Raw genomic sequence first — 16024 nt, forward strand, 5'->3', positions numbered from 1 at the left:
CGCGGCGGGGGTGCTGGGGTTCTTCGGGTTGTGGTCGTTCCAGGCGTTGCGGACGGCGTTGGCGCCGGAGGCGGCCGAGGTGGGGATGGCGCAGACTACGGCGGCGCTGATCGGGGTGCTGACGGTTGCGGCCGGTGGGGTGATCGTGGCGGTGGTTCGGGCTGCGGTGGAGGCTGCGCGGGCGGCGGTTGAGTCGCTGGAGAGTTTCAGTGCGCGGTCGCATCCTTCGGCGGTGTTGTTGCGGGAGGTTCGGCCGGCGGAGGAGCGGTTGTTCGGGGTGTTCGGGCGGCAGGTGCCGGAGCCGCGGATCAGTGCTGGGCCGTTGATCCTGCTGGGGACTCTCGGGCTGGGCGCCGGGGTCGTGTTCGCGGCGTTGGCGGGAGTCGTTTAAACGGCGCTGAGCTCTGGTCCCGGGGTCACTCAGAGTGATATGCAGGGACCTCGCCTTGGGTTGTCCAGGCGCTGACAATCCTGCCGCGGGGGGAACCGACGGCAGGTTTGGGGGGAACTGTGCTGTGCTTGCGTGCTGCGTTCATTGCTGTTGCTGTGCTCGGCTTCGGAGTCGGGTGCGGTACGGCGGACTACACCGAACCGGCTGCCGTCGCCGCTGGGCGGGTGATCACGAAGACGGTGACGGTGCCGGCCGCGCCAACAACCGGTACGCCGACATCCGCCGTACCGGAGACGACGTCGACGCCGCAGCCAAAGCCGGTCACCACGACGAAGTCGGTCGTCGGATACAGCGTGATCCCGTTCAAGAAGAAGACGGTCACGGACGGCGATCTGCCGAAGGGCGACAAGGAGATCCGGACGCCGGGAGCCAACGGTTCGCGGAAGCTCACGTACGAGGTCACGTACGTCGACGGCAAGCAGACCGCGAAGAAGCTGATCCGCCAAGAGGTCGCGAAGCAACCGCGCTCACAGGTGACCGCGGTTGGCACGAAGGTCGAGAAGGCGGAGAGCTCCGGATGCGATCCCAACTACAGCGGCTGCGTGCCCATCGCGAGTGACGTCGACTGCTCCGGCGGCAGCGGGAACGGGCCCGAGTACGTCGCCGGTCCGGTGACCGTCACGGGATCCGACATCTACCGCCTGGACGCCGATCACGATGGAGTCGGCTGCGAGGATTGACCATGTGCTGACCTACGAGCTGACGTCCAAGGACTTGGAGGAGGTTCGGTTCGCGCTGTCGCCTGCGGCGGAAACTGTTCTGTCGCTGCGTGCGCTCCGCGACCCGGGCCGCTTCCCGCTGCAGCTCCCGTGGGTGCGGGCGGTGCAGTCGTTGCTGGAAGGACCGGACTGGGAGGTGCTTGGCCAGCTGGTGAATGCCACGATGGGGAGTCCGGACTTTCTGACGCCGCGGCCGATGTCCCCATTGACGCAGTTCGCGGATGAGCTGGAGATCATTGGGCGCGTCGATCAGGAGACGTTCGAACGACAGCTCGAAGCTGTGAACGGCGAGTCGACGACGCTGACGCCAGGGCGGGTGGTCGAGGCGCTTGGCGACTACTGGCAGACGGTGATGGCGCCGTACTGGAATCGGATGCGGACGATCCTCACCGCCGACATCACCTACCGCGGCCACATCCTCACCCAGCAGGGAACCGGCGCGATGCTCAACGAGCTGGGCCCCGCAATCTCTTATAGCCAAGGGGTCTTGAAGGTCGAGAAGGTCAGCGAGATAAGCCGTTCAGAGAGAATCAACGGCCGCGGCCTGGTCCTCCAACCGACCCTCTTCGGACCACATGCGGTCATCCCGTACGACCCCGGCGCCGACCCGTTCCTCGGCTATCCGCCCCGCGGCCAAGCCAACCTGTGGACGGTCGTCGCCCCGCCCACGCCGCAAGACCTCGCCCAACTCATCGGTACGGCGCGCGCCCGCGTCCTGCGACTTCTCACCCACCCGCGGACCACCACCGACATCGCGGCCGAGCTCCAGGTCACGCCGTCGGCGGTCAGCCAGCACCTCCAGCTGCTCCGCCGTACCGGTCTGGTCGAGCCGCAGCGGGCCGGCAAGCAAGTCCTCTACCGCACTACAGAGTTGGCCCAATTGCTGACGGGGAACTAAAGTCGAAACCAACCGCGGGAGCTCGCACCTGAGTGGGCTGAGAGGGCGACAGAGTGGGCGTCGCCGACCGCTGAACCTGAATCGGGTAATGCCGACGGAGGGAGGACGCATGACGCAGTACGACGAGTCACCGGCCGAGCACGCGGTGTGGGTGAACGGTACGGCGACCAGCAGCGGACCGGGGATGTCGGTCGCGGAGCTGGTCAAGGTGGTGTCGGATCGGCAGACCGGGATCGCGGTTGCGGTGAACCAGAGTGTGCTGACCCGCGACGAGTGGGCAGTCACGATTTTGGCTGCGGGTGACCGGGTCGAGATCGTCGGCGCGGTTCAGGGAGGCTGAGATGGACGACCCCTTCGAGCTCGGCGGCCGGACGTATTCGTCGCGCCTCATCATGGGCACCGGCGGATCGGCCAACCTGGAAGTGATGGAAGAGGCATTGATTGCCTCCGGCACCCAATTGACGACGGTCGCGATGCGTCGGCTGGGCACGGGCCACGAGGGCTCGGTGCTCGACGTACTGAAGAAGCACGGCATCGAGATCCTGCCGAACACGGCCGGCTGTCACACCGCGGCTGAGGCTGTGCTGACCGCGCGGCTGGCCCGCGAGGCGCTGGGGACCAACCTGATCAAGGTCGAGGTTGTCGCCGATGACCATCTGCTGCTGCCTGATCCGTTCGAATTGCTGGACGCCGTGGAGACGCTGGTCGCCGACGGCTTTATCGTCCTCCCCTACACGAACGACGACCCGATCCTGGCCCGCCGCCTCGAGCAGGCCGGTTGCGCGGCCGTGATGCCGTTGGCGGCGCCGATCGGCTCCGCGCTCGGCATCCGCAACCCGCACAACATCGCGCTGATCGCCGAGGCCGCGAACGTCCCGGTGATCGTCGATGCAGGCATCGGTACGGCGAGTGACGCGGCGCTCGCGATGGAGCTCGGCTGCGCGGCGGTCATGCTGGCGACTCCGGTCACCCGGGCGGAGAAACCGGCCCTGATGGCGGCCGCGATGCGGGATGCCGTGAGCGCGGGCCGCAACGCCCGACTGGCCGGGCGGGTGCCGCGTCGGTGGCATTCGGCGCTCGCTTCCTCGCCCACAACCGGACTGCCGACTTCGGGGTAATCTCCAAAGCCATGGACCTGGCGACAGTGATTGCAGCCAACGACAAGTGGATGGGTCCGGCGCCGGAAGGCTCGGAGGTCGTGGAGACCGACGAGTACCGCCTGGTTCGGCTTCCGGACCGGTTCCCGGATCCGCTGCAGGTGCAGTGGATCCGGTCGGCGCGCTCGGCGGACGCTGTTCTCAACAACATCGTCCAGCGGGCGTCGGCGTACGGGCTGTCTGAGCTTCAGGTCTACGAGAAGCTTGGCTCACCTGAGGGCCTCGCTGAGGCGCTGCTCAAGCGGGGTGCCGAGTGCTACGACACCGCCGACGTGCTCGCGCTGGCGCTGCCTGCTGAGCTCGAAGCCAGCGAACTCGAGGCGCGGTGGGTGGCCGAGCTGGAGGACGTCCGCGACGCCAACATCATCGCGTCCACGGTCTTCGGCGGTCCGAGGGCTTCCGATGAGGATCTCGCCTCACGCCTGGCGGCCTACCGTAAGCAGTCCGAGGCGGGCGCCGGTGGGATCCTAGTCGGCTATGTGGACGGCGTCCCGGCCGGAATCTCCGGCCTCGACCTGGTCGACAGCGTGGCGCGGATCTGGGGCGGCGCCGTCCTGGACGAGTTCCGCGGCCACGGCATCTACCGCGCCCTGACTGCCAAACGTCTCCAGTACGCCGCCGAGCACGGCGCCACGATGGCCCTCACCCAGGGCAGGATTTCCACCAGCTCCCCAATCCTCAAGCGCGTCGGTTTCACGTCGTACGGCCAGCAGCGCTCCTACCGTCTTCCCTTGGAGGGTCGATGAACAAGTTCGCATACCCGCAGCCCAAAGGTGTTGCTCCGGGCAACGGTTATAGCCATGTGGTGACCGGGCCTGGGCAGTGGGTTGCGATCGCCGGTCAGGTCGCCCTCGATGCCGACGGCAAGTTTGTCGGCGAAGGTGACGCCGAAGCGCAGACGCGGCAGGTGTTCGCCAATCTGGATGCGGCGCTGAAGGCGGCCGGTGCGACGTGGGACAACGTCGTGAAGCTGAACTACTACCTGACCGACATGGCTGGTCTCCCGGCGCTGCGCACGGTCCGGGATGAGTACGTCGACACCACGCGTCCGCCAGCTAGCACCGCCGTACAGGTGGTTGCGTTGTTCCGGCCGGAAGCACTGATCGAGATCGAGGCGTACGCCGTTATCTGAGCTCGTTGACCGCCAGTTGCGCGGCGAGGCCGATTGCGGCGTCGGCGCGCGGCTGGCGGGAGTCGACGCGCGCCGTCCGGGTGAAGATCGCGACCGCGTAGGCGTCGCCGGCGGGGAGGGTGACGACGCCGACCTCGTGCCGGAGCGCGCCGAAGGTGCCGGTCTTGCCAGCGACGCGGATGGCATCGTGGGGGAAGCCGGAGCCTAGGCGGTGCTGGAAAATTTGCCGTTGCATGGTGGCTTTGGCGAAATCGGTCTGGGCGGCGGAGAGCAGCTCACCTGCCCAGAGTCGTCTGAGCAGCAACGTCATGTCGCGGGGTGTGCTCGCGGAGGCGTTCGCTGCTTCGTAGACGCCGGTCGGGGTGGCTCGGTTGTTGTCAGCCAGTACGGCGAGGGCCGCGTCGGGGTCGTCGAGTCCGGTACGGCGTTGCAGGTCGAGCAGGTTGGCCGCGGTCCCCCGCCGTACCCAGGTTTGTTGCAGGCCAAAGGATTCCAGCAGCTCGGCGAGGCGTTCCAGCCCGACGACGGTGAGGAGCGCATCCGCGGCGGCGTTGTCGGAGACGGTCATCATCATGACCGCGAGATCGCGGAGCGACATCGTCACGGGGTCGGCGAGGAGCGAGAGCCCGGTCGGGCCTGGGGTGCGGGTTGCTGGTTCGAGCGTTAGCTGGGCGCGCGGGTCGAGCTCGCCGTCGTCGACAAGACGGCAGAAGCCAGCCAGGAGTGGAAGCTTGTAAACCGAAGCCATCGGTACGACGGCATCCGCGTCGAGGGAGACTGTCGATGCAGCGTCGTCGAGGGCGACCGCGTGCAGCCAGCCGCGGACGCCGGCGTCGTCGAAGACCGCACGGATCCGGGCGTTCACGGTGTCACCAACGCTTCGGTCAACCGGGCAACAACGTCAACCGGAAACGGGGTCCGGTCCTGCGACCACACCAGGCGCAACCGCGTGGGCAGCGGATCGCCCGCCAGTAGGTGACGGTCGACTCCGGGAGCGGCCAACGAGGAGTCTGCGGTCATGACGATCGCTTGGCCAGCAGCCGCCATCGCCAGCCCGGCCCGCTCGTCCGTCACTACGACCGTCCCACCGTCGGGCCGATGCATCGCCAACGTGTCGAGGAAGAGATCCCGAGCCGCCGGCGCCTCCGCCCGAGACCGAACCGCCACCGGCAACCCCCGCAACGACTTCAGTTCCGCCACAGGGTCTGAAGCCAGTCCAGCCGGTACCAACGCCCAGGTGGGGAGCAGCTGGACCGGGCCAGCCTCAAGGCCGTCTAGGACGGTGGGGTGCAGGACGACGGCGAGAGTGAGTCGGCCGGAGGAGACCTGACTGACGAGGGAGCTGGTTGGGGCGGTGACCACCGTGACTCGGCTGCCGGGGAGCGCCGCGGAGCAGGCGGCGGCTACGGCGGCGCCCGCGCTCACCGGGACCTCGGGGGTGAGGCCAAGGCGGATTTCGGGGCCTTCAGGGTCGCGGGCGACAGCCGCCTGGTGGAGTTCCTCGATGGAGGTCAAGGCGCGGCGGGCGAACGGGAGGAGCGCCGTACCGGCTGGGGTTAGCTCGACGCCGCCGGAGCCTCGCTCGAACAGTTTGGCGCCGACCAAAGCCTCGAGGCGGCGGAGACCCTGAGAGAGCGGGGGCTGGGTAATGCCGACGACGCGGGCGGCGTCGCCGAAGTGTTGCTCTTCGGCGAGCGCGATAAAGATCTGCAGATGCCGTTCAGTCAGCATGATGCCGCTGACCTGCGGTGATATCTCCAGACACTTGCCTCATGCCTGAAAGCATATTCGACACATCCCAAGCGCCTCGCCTTGACTGACACGCGACGGCACGACGGATCGGCGTGAGGAGAACGCAGTGAAGGTGACGCGACGAGGGATGCTGGCCGGCGCGGCCGCGGTTGGGGCGGCAGGAATGGTCGGTGCGCCTGCGGCGGCGCGAACAGTCAGCAAGCCGCCACGGACCCCCGTGGAACTCAAATGGTTCGGCACGCATGCCTGGGAGATTCGCTGCGGCGAGCATGTCGTCCTGACCGACCCGTGGTTGACGCGCTTCCACACCGGCACGTTCACCCCGAAAGGCGCCGACCCGAAGATCAAGATCGTCATCGACAAGGCGGTGGTCGACAAGCACATCAGCAAGGCCGACGCGATCCTGGTCCACCACGGGCACTACGACCACATCACCGACGTGCCTCACGTAGCCGCCCGCACCCAGGCGACCGTGCTCGGCACCCAGACGCACGTCAACCTACTCAAGGCGATGCGCACGCAAGCCGATCTGCTGTCACCGGTCCGCGGTGGCGAATACCTGGTGTTCGACGGCTTCACGATCGAGGTCTACCCGTCGCTGCACTCGTGCGGCGGCAAGCGGCACACGTACGCCTACCCCGGTTACCACCAGGACGCCGTACCGGCTCGGCCGCGCGTGATCGAGGACCTGGTCGAGGGCGGCACGCTCGCCTACGTCATCACGATCGGCGGCCTGCGCATCCTCAGCCTCAGTACGGCGAACTTCGACCCGATCGCCCTGCGCGACCTGCAGGTCGATGTCGCCCTGATCGCCCCCGGCGGCGAACCCGGCGTCACGGATCGCCTTCTGCAGACCATCAAGCCGGTCCCCACTGCAATCGCCACCCACTGGGACGATTTCGACCAGCCGCTGACTGAGCCGGGCGTTCCGTGGACCGACCTAGCTCCGCTCCGCGCCTCGGCCGAGAAGACCGGCGCCAGGTTCGTGACCGTGGATCACCTGCAGAAGATCACCCTTTGACCCGGTAGTGATACCGGGAGACGGTGCTGAAGCCGAAGCGTGCATAGAGGGCCAAGGCTGCGGTGTTGTCCGCGAGCACCGAGAGGAAGACCTGACCGATGCCGCGGGTTGTTGCCTCCTGCAACAACCCGTGCATGACGGCCTGGGCGAGGCCCTGACGACGGAAGGCCGGGTCGACGGCGATGCAGTAGAGACCGGACCAGTCGTCGACCAGGGCGAGGCGACCGATGGCGGCAATGCGACCGTCGACCACGATTCGGGCATACAGCGCCGCGCCGCGGTGGAGGATCTGTCGGGCGACGGCCTGCTCAGCGGATCCACCGCGGCCGTCGTTCTGCCACCAGAACTGCATCCAGGCATCGTCGGCGACCGGAGAAATATTCACCTCGACCGTTGGTGACGGCAGCGCGGCCAACACCTCAGCGACGGCCGCGCACTGCACCGATGTCGGGTTCTTCACCACATACCCGCGGGCCGCGAGCCGGGCATCCAGGTCGGTCGGCTGCGCCGCCGGGCTGATCTGGAACGACGGCGTGATCCCATGCGCCTGGTACAGCGTTTCCACGTAATCCAAGGCCTTACCGAGATCGTACGGCGCTCCGGCCGGGAGCACGGAGTTCGCGCGCAGGGTGACGCCGGCCGCTCGTCGGACCAGCCAGCCGTCGAGTTCGGTGCTGTGCGCGGTAGGCCAGCCCCGGTTCATCAGGTGGTCGATTCCAGCTGCGGTGATCACCTCATCGAGAGTAGAACTCCCGGGATCGAATTGCAATGTGTGGAATATTTATTCACACCGAGCGGGCGACTGCAACCGCCTCGGCGAGCAGATCGACTCCCTCGATGACCGAGCTGACCGTCAGCCCGCCGTACCCGAAGACGAATCCGCCAGGCCCCGGCGGATTCACCCAGTACGGCGCCAGCCCATAGACCCCGAGTCCACGCTCCAGCGCCGCCGCCTGGACCGCTGATTCGGTCAGCCCCTCCGGCAGCATCACCAGCACATGCAGACCGGCCGAGATCCCGGTCGGCACCAACTCCGGCACCCGCACCGCGAGCCGCTCCATCAACGTGTCCCGCAGCTTCCGGTACCGCGGCCGCATCCGCCGCAGATGCCGATCGAACTCACCCCGCGCGACAAAATCCGCAAACGCCAACTGGTCGAACACCGGCGACCCACGATCGTCCATCAGCTTGGCCCGCGACATCGGCTCGACCAACCGCGGCGGCAGAATCATCCACCCCAACCGCAGCCCCGGCGCCAACGTCTTGCTCGCCGTCCCGGCGTACGCGACCCGATCCGGCATCAGCCCCTGAATCGCCCCGACCGGCTCGCGGTCATACCGAAACTCCGCGTCGTAGTCGTCCTCGATCACCAACCCGTCCCGCCGCGCGGCCCACGCGACCAACGCCGCTCGCGTCTCCGCAGACATGACCGCACCCGTCGGGAACTGATGCGCCGAAGTCACCAGTACGACGTCCGCTCCCGACCGCTCGAGCGCGTCGACATCGATCCCGCCCTCAAGAACCGGTACGCCGACCGCCGTCAACCCGGCTTCCGCGGCCGTTCGCCGCAAGTCGTCGTCCGACGGATCCTCGACCGCGAGGCATCGATATCCCTGTGCTGCAAGGACTTTCAGCAGCAACCGCGATCCCTGCGCGAACCCGTGGCAGACCAGCATGTGCTCCGGCCGGGCCGCCGTACCGCGAACGCGATTGAGGTAGTCGGCCAACGCGGTCCGCAGCTCGCCAGTCCCCCGACCGTCCAGATACGCAAGCGTCCGGTCCGGCGTCTCGTTGAGCACGCGGCGCATCGATCGCAACCACGCCGCCCGTGGAAACTGCGATACGTCCGGCCGGCTGTAGCGGAAGTCGATCCGCGGTTCGCCGTCCGGCATCGACCCCGCACCAGCAGCCGAGATCGCAGCCACCGCCGCGACTTCGGTGTATCCACCGCCGCGACTGATCAGGTATCCCTCGGCCACGAGCTGCTGGTACGCCTCGACCACGACACCCCGGGACAGCCCCAGATCCTCGGCGAACGATCGAGTCGACGGCATCACCGAACCGGCCCGCAACAGGCCGTCCCGGATCCGCGCGCGAATCCCGCTCTCCAGCTGCTGATGCAGCGGAGCGCCAGTTGAGCGCTGGAGCTCGATCAGCAGCTCACCGGAACTGGTCCTGATTCGGGTCATAAAACTGGACCTTACTGGAGTACCGCTGCGCTGTCAGGCTGATCCCATGACGACCTTCCTGAACCCCGGAGACCACGGGTACGACGCCGCTCGCTCGATCTGGAACGCGATGATCGACCGCCGGCCGGCCGTGATCGCCCGCTGCACAAGCACCGCCGATGTGGTGGCTGCAGTCCGGCTCGCACGGACGGAAAACCTCGAGATCGGGGTCCGCTGCGGCGGTCACAGCATCGCCGGCCTCGCCGTTCCGGACGGCGGGCTGATGATCGACCTGACCCCGATGGGCGCGGTCGAGATCGACCTCGAGCGCCAGACCGCGATCGTCCAAGGCGGCGCCCTGCTCGGCGAACTCGACAAGGCCGCTCAGCGGTACGGGCTGGCGACGACCGCGGGCAACGTCTCGCACACCGGAGTCGGTGGGCTCACGCTCGGCGGCGGGATGGGCTGGCTCGCCCGCCGATTCGGGCTCGCCTGCGACAACGTCACGTCGTACGAGGTAGTGACTGCGGCGGGCGAGGTCGTCCGGGCGACGGCGGAGGAGAACGCTGACCTGTTCTGGGGACTGCGTGGTGGCGGCGGCAACTTCGGCATCGTCACGTCGTTCGAGTTCCGGCTGCACGAGGTCGGCACGCGGGCCTTGGTTGCCGAGTTCACCTATCCGGCCGAGGCGGCGTACGACGCGCTGCGGGGCTGGCGTGAGCTCAACGCCACCGCGTCGCGGGAGGCGACCTTCACCGCATCAATCTCTTCGGACGGCGTCACGCTTGGGTATGTCTGGGTCGGCCCGCTGGGTGAGGATCTGCTCCCTGACTTCCGTGAACTCGGACCGGTGGTCCACGAGAGCGTTGAATCGATGCCCTACCTGACCTTGCAGACTCGGGACGACAGCGTGCAGGGCCACCGCTATCGCCGGTACTGGAAGGGTCACTACTTCAAGTCGCTGCCCGACGAGGCGATCAAGGCCCTGATCAGCACGCCGGGCGTCTCTGCGAGCCTGCAGGCGTACGGCGGCGCGATCGCCGATACCCCGGACGGCGATGCGGCGTTCAGTCATCGGGACACGTTGTTCGAGTTCGTGACGTCGGCTCGCTGGGAGGACGCCGTGGAAGATGACACGCACATCAGCCGAGTCCGCGAGTACGCCGCGAGCATCGCGCCGTACACGGATGGCATCTATGCCAACACGTTGAACGGCGAGGCGATCCACCGGGCGTTCCCGGCGGAGAAGCTTGCTCGGCTGGCCGAGCTCAAGGCGAAATACGACCCGGAGAACCTCTTCCATCTCAACCAGAACATCGCCCCGGCCGTCGTCTAGGACTGGTTGATTCGGGCGCGGGCCCGGGCGACCTTGATCGCGGTCTTCAGGGTCTCCACGTCGTACGCGCCGTAGTGCCGTTGTCCGTTGATGAAGAACGTCGGCGTCCCGGATACCCCGCTGAGGTCGGCCGACTCCACGTCGCGCGCGACCCGGGCGGCGGCGACGTGCCGCTTCACCTCGTCGTGGATCCGCTGGTTGTCGAGCCCCAACTGCTCGGAGTACGACATCAGGTCCTTGGGCTGCAGTTCTTCCTGGTTGGACAGCAGCAGGTCGTGCATCTCCCAGAACGCGCCCTGCGCATACGCCGCCTCAGCCACCTCGGCCGCGATCTGCGCCCGCGGATGCACGTCCGACAAGGGCAGATGCCGCCACACGTACCGCAGGTCGTCGTCCTGCAGAAGATCCCGTACGACGGGTTCCGCGAGCCCGCAGTACGGGCACTCGAAGTCGCCATATTCGACGAGCGTCACGGACGCCGTCGCGGGGCCGCGGACGTGGTCGATCTCGGGGTCGACCGGGTCGATCAGGTCGACCATCTCTTCGGCCCGCCCGAGGAGCGCGAGCGCCTTCTTCGGCGGACTGAGCAGCTTCACCGACCGGAACACCAGATAGGTCACGGCGGACGAGACGACGACCGCCGACAGCAGACCGATCTTGGCCTCCGCGAGCGCCGGGCCGTCGAACGCGATCGTTGCGATCAGCAACGACACGGTGAAGCCGATGCCGGCGATCGTGCCGCTGCCGGCGACCGCCGCCCAGCCGACCTGCGGTCCGTACTTACCGCCGGAGAAACGGTCCAGCAGCCAGGAGACCACGATGACGGCGACCGGCTTGCCGACCACGTAACCGATCAGGATGCCGAGCGTGACCGGCGAGGTGAACGCCCGGCCGAGGAAGTCCGCGTCGATCGCGACACCGGCGTTGGCCAGGCCGAACAACGGAACGATCAGGTAGCTCGTCCATGGGTGATAGAGGAACTGCAGGCGCTCGTTCGGCGAGATCGCCGTGGTGAGGCCGACGGTCGCGGACCTCGCCAACTCCGGCGTCGGCTGCTCCCGGAAAACCCGGAACAGGCCGCTCGCCTGCTCGAGCTCCTCACGACCGGGCGAGTACGCCGGTGCGGTCAGGCCGATGGCCAGTCCGGCGACGACTGGGTCGACGCCACTCGTGAGCAGTGCGGCCCAGGTGATCACGCCGAGGACGACGTACACCCAAGGTTTGCGGACGCGCAGGATCGCGAGAGTGAGGACGACGGCGAAGGCGACGATCGCGATCAGCAGCGGCGTCAGGTCGATGTTCTCGCTGTAGATCACGGCGATCACGACGAGGGCCAGCAGATCGTCGACGACGAACACGGTCAGCAGGAAGACCCGGACACGATCCGGTACGCCGCGGCCGACCAGCGCGAGCAGGCCGAGCGCGAGCGCGGTGTCGGTCGACATCGCGACACCCCAGCCGTGGGCGGTGTCGGTGCCGAGGTTGAAGGCCAGATAGATGAGGACCGGCGCGGCCATCCCGGAGATGCCCGCGAGCACCGGCAGCACGAACCGGCTGCGGTCCCGCAGGTCGCCGAGATCGAACTCGCGTCGCGCCTCCAGCCCCACGACCAGGAAGAACAGCGTCATCAGACCGCTGTTGATCCACTCCCGCAGGTCCAGCCCGAACGCGTGGTGGTTGAGCTCGAACGACAGGTCGGTGTGCCAGAAACCGTCGTACGAGTCCGGGGCGAGGTTCGCCCAGAGGAGCGCGAGCACGATCGCCGCCGCGAGCACTCCGGAGCTGCCGGCCTCGGTCTGCAGGAAGCTCCGCATCGGAGCCGCGAATTCCCGTTTCCAGTTCGTCCGGCCGCTCAACAGGGCCGGGATGTCCGCCATGTTGCAACCCTACTGCCGGAATCTAGGGTTGAGGCTGCATGATGTCTCCTGCGGACGCCCCAGCCTGGGTGTTCCGATGGATCAGAAGACGTTGGGAGCCCCCGTTGACCGAGCAGGAACTCACCGCTACCTCAGCGGATGCGTTCGCGCGGCTGGCCATCGAGCTGCACGACGCCCCAGGGGTGGAAGAGACGATCGATGCGGTCGTCCAATTCGCGTTACAGGCCTTGAACTGCACGTACGCCGGCCTTGCCCTGTACACGCGGGGTGGCAGCCCGGAGATCGCTGCGGTGACCGATCCGGTCGTCGCCGATGTCTACGAGCTGCAGTTGCGCAGTGACATCGGCCCGCTGGTGACCGCCCTGCGGGACCGGACCACGGTCCTGATCCGTGACACCGAGACCGACGGTCGCTGGCCCGAGTGGACCACCAAGGTCGCCGCCCTCGGCGTCCGCAGCACCCTCGACGTCCCGCTGACCACCGGCGACGCGGCTCGGCAGACCGTCGGCGTACTGGGTCTTTACAGCCCGGTCGCGGACGCGTTCACCGAGGACGACGAGGCGATCGCCCACATCCTCGCCCGGCACGCCTCGGTCGCCGTCGCCTCCGCCCGGCACGAGGAGACGATGGCCCAGGCGGTCGACGCCCGCAAGCTTGTCGGCCAGGCCATGGGCATCCTGATGGAGCGCTTCGACGTCGACGGCGACCGCGCCTTCGCCATCCTCAAGCGCTACTCCCAAGACACCAACACCAAACTCCGCGACGTCGCCCAGCAGCTGATCGACACCCGAAAGCTTCCGCACCCATGACGGTCGAGCAGGTATGGGCGGCACGACGGCTGCGGACGGACATCATCCGGCTGCGGATCGCCACCGGCCTCCTGCTCGTCACCGGCGTAGTGCTCCTGTTCGCCATCTCGCACCCCATGCCCGGCCTGCTGGTAATGCTGAGCGCCACCTTCACCCTCGCCGCGGCCAGCTCCCGCGCAACCCGCCTCCGCCACCTGAAACGGGACGTCGGGCGCGATCTGCGCCCGTAGGCTGTTGGGATGGGGAGTTGGCAGCCGCTGGTTGGGCCTTCTCGGCAGGTCGCGCTTGCGATCCTGCTGGACGGGCCGCTGTCGCGCGCCGAGTTGTCTCGGCGGGTGGGGTTGTCGCCGGGGAGTTTGACGCGGCTGACGAAGCCGATGGTGGAGTCAGGGTTGCTGGTCGAGGTGCCGACCGAGATCGCCGATGCGCGGGTCGGGCGGCCGTCACAGCCGCTCGATCTGGACCCGGCCGCCCATTACTTCGTCGGGATCAAACTGACCGGTGACCGCGCGATCGGCGTACTGACCACTCTGCGGGCCGAGGTGATCGCGAGCCTTGAGCGGCCGCTGACTGATCACGCGCCGTCTGCGGTGGCCGACGTCGTGCTGGAGCTGGCCGATGACCTCGCAGCCCAGTCACCGCGCCCGATCACCGGGCTCGGGGTGACGGTCGGCGGCCGCGTCACGGACCGGAACGAGGTCCGCTGGGGCCCTTACCTGGAGTGGGTCGACGTTCCGTTCGGCGAACTGCTCGCGGCCGGAACCAGTACGCCGATTGTGCTGGCGAACGATCTTGACGCGCTGACCGAAGCCACCCACTGGTTCGGGGCCGGCCGCGGTGCGGACCGATTCGTGCTTCTCACCATCGGGGCCGGGGTGGGGTACGGGCTGGTAGTCCACAACCGCACGGTCGAGAGCCCGGACACCAGCCTCGGCCTGATCGGTCATCACCCACTGCTGGCCCACGACGGTCCGACCTGCGAGCGCGGGCATCGCGACTGCGCGCTCAGCCTGCTCACCGTCGGTTCGATCACCAGCCGCGTCGGCGCAGCGCTCGGTCGCCCGGTCGACTACGAAGAGTGTCTGGATCTCGCACTGAAAGGCGACCCGGCGGCGCACTCTGTCGTCAGCGAGGCCGGATTTGGGCTCGGCAAGATGATCGCCGCGGCCTCGAACTTCACCATGCCTGAGCTCGTCGTCCTCGGCGGTGAGGGCGTCCGGCTCGCTGAGGTCGCTCGGACGTCGCTGCTGGCCGGCCTGCATGCCGACCGGCACCCCTCCGGTGCCGAGCTGCCGATGATCCTGCAGCCTGCCGACTTCACCGAATGGGCCCGCGGTGGCGCGGTGATCGCGATCCAGACCTTCGTGCTCGGTAACTGACTAAACCTTGATAAGCAGTTACACTCACTGATCATGGAGATCGTGAGGCGATGGATCACTGGCTGGCGGCTGTGCCGCGGACTGCAACCACCCGTCGAGTACGACGCTGTGCTCCTCGCGCAGCTCGACCTGCCCGGGCGGGAGCGCGAGATGTTCACGGTGCGCGACAACATCGACCGCCTGGCTCCGGTCGTCACCGAGAGCACGTGGCTGACGGTAGCGACGCCGTACGGCAATGAGGTCGCTTCGGAACTGACCGCGGTTGGGCTGCGGCCATTCGCCGAGCAGAAGGTGCTGATGTCGATCGCGCTGAGTGATCATCCACAGCCGGCGGCACCCACGCCGTACCGGGTGGTCGTGACCACCGAAGGCCCACTCGACCACGTGCAGTTGCTCGCCGATGGCACCGTCGCGGCTCGCGGGATGATGGCGACCGTCGGCGCGGATGCGGTCATGCACGACATCCACACCGACCCGGACCACCGCCGGCGTGGGCTCGGCAGCGTCGTGATGGGTGCGCTCGCCCAGCGTGCACTGGAGCGTGGCGCGGAGAACGGACTACTGATGGCGACCGAGGTCGGCGTCCACCTCTACCGCTCACTCGGCTGGTTGCCGGAAGCAACTATGGTGACGGCGTCAGGCGGAGCGCGCCCGGTGCGCAGCGACCTTGGTGCGGTTCTGGCAGGCCGTTGAGCAGAAGCGCTGGGTGTGATTCTTGGTCGAATCCAGGAACAGTTCGTCACACCGCTCGGCCGCACAACGCCGCAGCCGCTCGGCTTCATGACTCCCGAGCAGCATCGCGACCGCAGTAGCGAACTCGGCGAGCCAGCCGGTGGCCGCCGACACCCCAGGCGCCGCGAAGTGCAGATGCCAGAGCGCCCCGGGCTCCCGCATCAGCTGCGGCGCCGCCTGGGTCCGGCGCAACAGATCGTTGATCAGCTCGACCGCGGCGTCGACATCGGGGAGCAGGCTGAGCGCGTCATACAACTGCCGCGCGCCCGTCTCGTACTCATGGAGCTCGATCGGGATCGTGCGGTTCGTGGTCAGCCGCAGGACGGCGCGGATCGCCTCGTCGTCCGGCGCGATGGCCGGGCGGCCCTGCCGCGTGGGCGCACCGAAGACGTTCGCCAGCGCGATGGCCGCGGTGAGCGACGCCTTGAGGTGATCCGTGGGCTCCACGAGATCCAGTATCCGGGAGCTGCAGGCAGTCACCCCAACTCACTCACAGTGACGAAGCTACGCTGAAACCAACCAAAGGGGCCCACAAGGCGTCCTACCTAGGTCGTACATCAGATCTGCGCAACATCCGCCCCAGATCCGATGAA

General features: G+C 67.7%; 19 protein-coding genes and 1 riboswitch. Of the genes, 13 read left to right on the plus strand and 6 right to left on the minus strand.

Features of this window, described 5'->3' with window-relative positions; translation table 11 throughout:
- The 7 genes from E1263_RS42570 to E1263_RS05985 form a co-directional block, all read left to right on the plus strand.
- Window positions 1-391, plus strand: a 391-nt coding sequence (locus E1263_RS42570) for a hypothetical protein (protein ID WP_165956498.1), incomplete at its 5' end; no start/stop codon positions are given.
- Between the two features lie 128 nt (window positions 392-519).
- A complete protein-coding gene (locus tag E1263_RS05960) occupies window positions 520-1131 on the plus strand; it encodes a G5 domain-containing protein (protein ID WP_202868734.1) in 612 nt (203 codons plus the stop codon).
- A gap of 4 nt (window positions 1132-1135) precedes the next feature.
- Complete coding sequence (locus E1263_RS05965) at window positions 1136-2068, plus strand: ArsR/SmtB family transcription factor (RefSeq protein WP_165956499.1); 933 nt, start codon at window positions 1136-1138, stop codon at window positions 2066-2068.
- A 4-nt stretch (window positions 2069-2072) separates the two neighbouring features.
- Window positions 2073-2188: riboswitch (TPP riboswitch) on the plus strand.
- Entirely contained in the window at window positions 2178-2408 is a 231-nt protein-coding gene (thiS, locus tag E1263_RS05970; RefSeq protein WP_132166153.1) for a sulfur carrier protein ThiS, read from the plus strand. It overlaps the preceding riboswitch by 11 nt.
- 1 nt (window position 2409) lies before the next feature.
- Window positions 2410-3186, plus strand: a complete 777-nt coding sequence (locus tag E1263_RS05975) for a thiazole synthase (RefSeq protein ID WP_132166154.1) — start codon at window positions 2410-2412, stop codon at window positions 3184-3186.
- An 11-nt stretch (window positions 3187-3197) separates the two neighbouring features.
- Complete coding sequence (locus tag E1263_RS05980; protein WP_132166155.1) at window positions 3198-3971, plus strand: GNAT family N-acetyltransferase; 774 nt, start codon at window positions 3198-3200, stop codon at window positions 3969-3971.
- Window positions 3968-4357 (plus strand): RidA family protein, encoded by a 390-nt coding sequence (locus E1263_RS05985; RefSeq protein WP_132166156.1) that lies wholly within the window; start codon window positions 3968-3970, stop codon window positions 4355-4357. Before E1263_RS05980 ends, E1263_RS05985 begins: the two co-directional genes overlap by 4 nt.
- Here E1263_RS05985 and E1263_RS05990 read toward each other — a convergent pair.
- Together E1263_RS05990 and E1263_RS05995 are read right to left on the minus strand one after the other, a co-directional pair.
- On the minus strand, window positions 4350-5222 hold the full coding sequence (locus E1263_RS05990) for a serine hydrolase (RefSeq protein WP_132166157.1): 873 nt from the start codon (window positions 5220-5222) through the stop codon (window positions 4350-4352). The two genes, E1263_RS05985 and E1263_RS05990, sit on opposite strands and share 8 nt — an antisense overlap.
- Complete coding sequence (locus tag E1263_RS05995; protein WP_132166158.1) at window positions 5219-6088, minus strand: LysR family transcriptional regulator; 870 nt, start codon at window positions 6086-6088, stop codon at window positions 5219-5221. Before E1263_RS05995 ends, E1263_RS05990 begins: the two co-directional genes overlap by 4 nt.
- Window positions 6089-6215: 127 nt before the next feature.
- Between E1263_RS05995 and E1263_RS06000 the strand changes: the two genes are divergently transcribed.
- The gene (locus tag E1263_RS06000) at window positions 6216-7130 is read left to right on the plus strand and encodes an MBL fold metallo-hydrolase (protein ID WP_238161091.1); all 915 of its coding nucleotides are present in this window, start codon (window positions 6216-6218) and stop codon (window positions 7128-7130) included.
- On the opposite strand, the gene E1263_RS06005 is transcribed toward E1263_RS06000, so the two are convergent.
- Window positions 7120-7863: a GNAT family N-acetyltransferase gene (locus tag E1263_RS06005; protein ID WP_202868735.1), complete on the minus strand. Its 744-nt coding sequence runs from the start codon at window positions 7861-7863 to the stop codon at window positions 7120-7122. The two genes, E1263_RS06000 and E1263_RS06005, sit on opposite strands and share 11 nt — an antisense overlap.
- Window positions 7864-7915: 52 nt before the next feature.
- Window positions 7916-9319: a MocR-like pyridoxine biosynthesis transcription factor PdxR gene (gene pdxR / locus E1263_RS06010; RefSeq protein WP_132166159.1), complete on the minus strand. Its 1404-nt coding sequence runs from the start codon at window positions 9317-9319 to the stop codon at window positions 7916-7918.
- Window positions 9320-9365: 46 nt separating this feature from the next.
- Between pdxR and E1263_RS06015 the strand changes: the two genes are divergently transcribed.
- The gene (locus tag E1263_RS06015) at window positions 9366-10634 is read left to right on the plus strand and encodes an FAD-binding oxidoreductase (RefSeq protein WP_132166160.1); all 1269 of its coding nucleotides are present in this window, start codon (window positions 9366-9368) and stop codon (window positions 10632-10634) included.
- On the opposite strand, the gene nhaA is transcribed toward E1263_RS06015, so the two are convergent.
- The gene (gene nhaA / locus E1263_RS06020) at window positions 10631-12511 is read right to left on the minus strand and encodes a Na+/H+ antiporter NhaA (RefSeq protein ID WP_132166161.1); all 1881 of its coding nucleotides are present in this window, start codon (window positions 12509-12511) and stop codon (window positions 10631-10633) included. The genes E1263_RS06015 and nhaA overlap by 4 nt on opposite strands.
- A 104-nt stretch (window positions 12512-12615) precedes the next feature.
- Here nhaA and E1263_RS06025 point away from each other — a divergent pair, with 104 nt between their 5' ends.
- From E1263_RS06025 to E1263_RS06040, 4 genes are read left to right on the plus strand one after another with little or no spacing between them, the layout of a single operon-like run.
- Complete coding sequence (locus tag E1263_RS06025) at window positions 12616-13320, plus strand: GAF and ANTAR domain-containing protein (protein ID WP_238161092.1); 705 nt, start codon at window positions 12616-12618, stop codon at window positions 13318-13320.
- Window positions 13317-13550 (plus strand): hypothetical protein, encoded by a 234-nt coding sequence (locus E1263_RS06030; protein ID WP_132166162.1) that lies wholly within the window; start codon window positions 13317-13319, stop codon window positions 13548-13550. Before E1263_RS06025 ends, E1263_RS06030 begins: the two co-directional genes overlap by 4 nt.
- A 9-nt stretch (window positions 13551-13559) precedes the next feature.
- Window positions 13560-14699 carry an ROK family transcriptional regulator gene (locus tag E1263_RS06035; protein WP_132166163.1) on the plus strand — a complete coding sequence of 380 codons (1140 nt, stop codon included), beginning with the start codon at window positions 13560-13562 and terminating at the stop codon, window positions 14697-14699.
- A 33-nt stretch (window positions 14700-14732) separates the two neighbouring features.
- Window positions 14733-15392 (plus strand): GNAT family N-acetyltransferase, encoded by a 660-nt coding sequence (locus E1263_RS06040; protein ID WP_132166164.1) that lies wholly within the window; start codon window positions 14733-14735, stop codon window positions 15390-15392.
- Here E1263_RS06040 and E1263_RS06045 read toward each other — a convergent pair.
- Window positions 15336-15878 carry a CGNR zinc finger domain-containing protein gene (locus tag E1263_RS06045; RefSeq protein ID WP_132166165.1) on the minus strand — a complete coding sequence of 181 codons (543 nt, stop codon included), beginning with the start codon at window positions 15876-15878 and terminating at the stop codon, window positions 15336-15338. The genes E1263_RS06040 and E1263_RS06045 overlap by 57 nt on opposite strands.
- Window positions 15879-16024 lie beyond the last annotated feature (146 nt).

Source organism: Kribbella antibiotica (genome assembly GCF_004349055.1).
Classification (GTDB): Bacteria; Actinomycetota; Actinomycetes; order Propionibacteriales; family Kribbellaceae; genus Kribbella; species Kribbella antibiotica.

Coding starts and splice junctions, on each gene's coding strand:
- E1263_RS05995 (WP_132166158.1), bottom strand. CDS start 6,088: ATGCTGACTGAACGGCATCTGCAGATCTTTATCGCGCTCGCCGAAGAG.
- E1263_RS06030 (WP_132166162.1), top strand. CDS start 13,317: ATGACGGTCGAGCAGGTATGGGCGGCACGACGGCTGCGGACGGACATC.
- thiS (WP_132166153.1), top strand. CDS start 2,178: ATGACGCAGTACGACGAGTCACCGGCCGAGCACGCGGTGTGGGTGAAC.
- nhaA (WP_132166161.1), bottom strand. CDS start 12,511: ATGGCGGACATCCCGGCCCTGTTGAGCGGCCGGACGAACTGGAAACGG.
- pdxR (WP_132166159.1), bottom strand. CDS start 9,319: ATGACCCGAATCAGGACCAGTTCCGGTGAGCTGCTGATCGAGCTCCAG.
- E1263_RS05985 (WP_132166156.1), top strand. CDS start 3,968: ATGAACAAGTTCGCATACCCGCAGCCCAAAGGTGTTGCTCCGGGCAAC.
- E1263_RS05975 (WP_132166154.1), top strand. CDS start 2,410: ATGGACGACCCCTTCGAGCTCGGCGGCCGGACGTATTCGTCGCGCCTC.
- E1263_RS06035 (WP_132166163.1), top strand. CDS start 13,560: ATGGGGAGTTGGCAGCCGCTGGTTGGGCCTTCTCGGCAGGTCGCGCTT.
- E1263_RS06015 (WP_132166160.1), top strand. CDS start 9,366: ATGACGACCTTCCTGAACCCCGGAGACCACGGGTACGACGCCGCTCGC.
- E1263_RS06040 (WP_132166164.1), top strand. CDS start 14,733: ATGGAGATCGTGAGGCGATGGATCACTGGCTGGCGGCTGTGCCGCGGA.
- E1263_RS05980 (WP_132166155.1), top strand. CDS start 3,198: ATGGACCTGGCGACAGTGATTGCAGCCAACGACAAGTGGATGGGTCCG.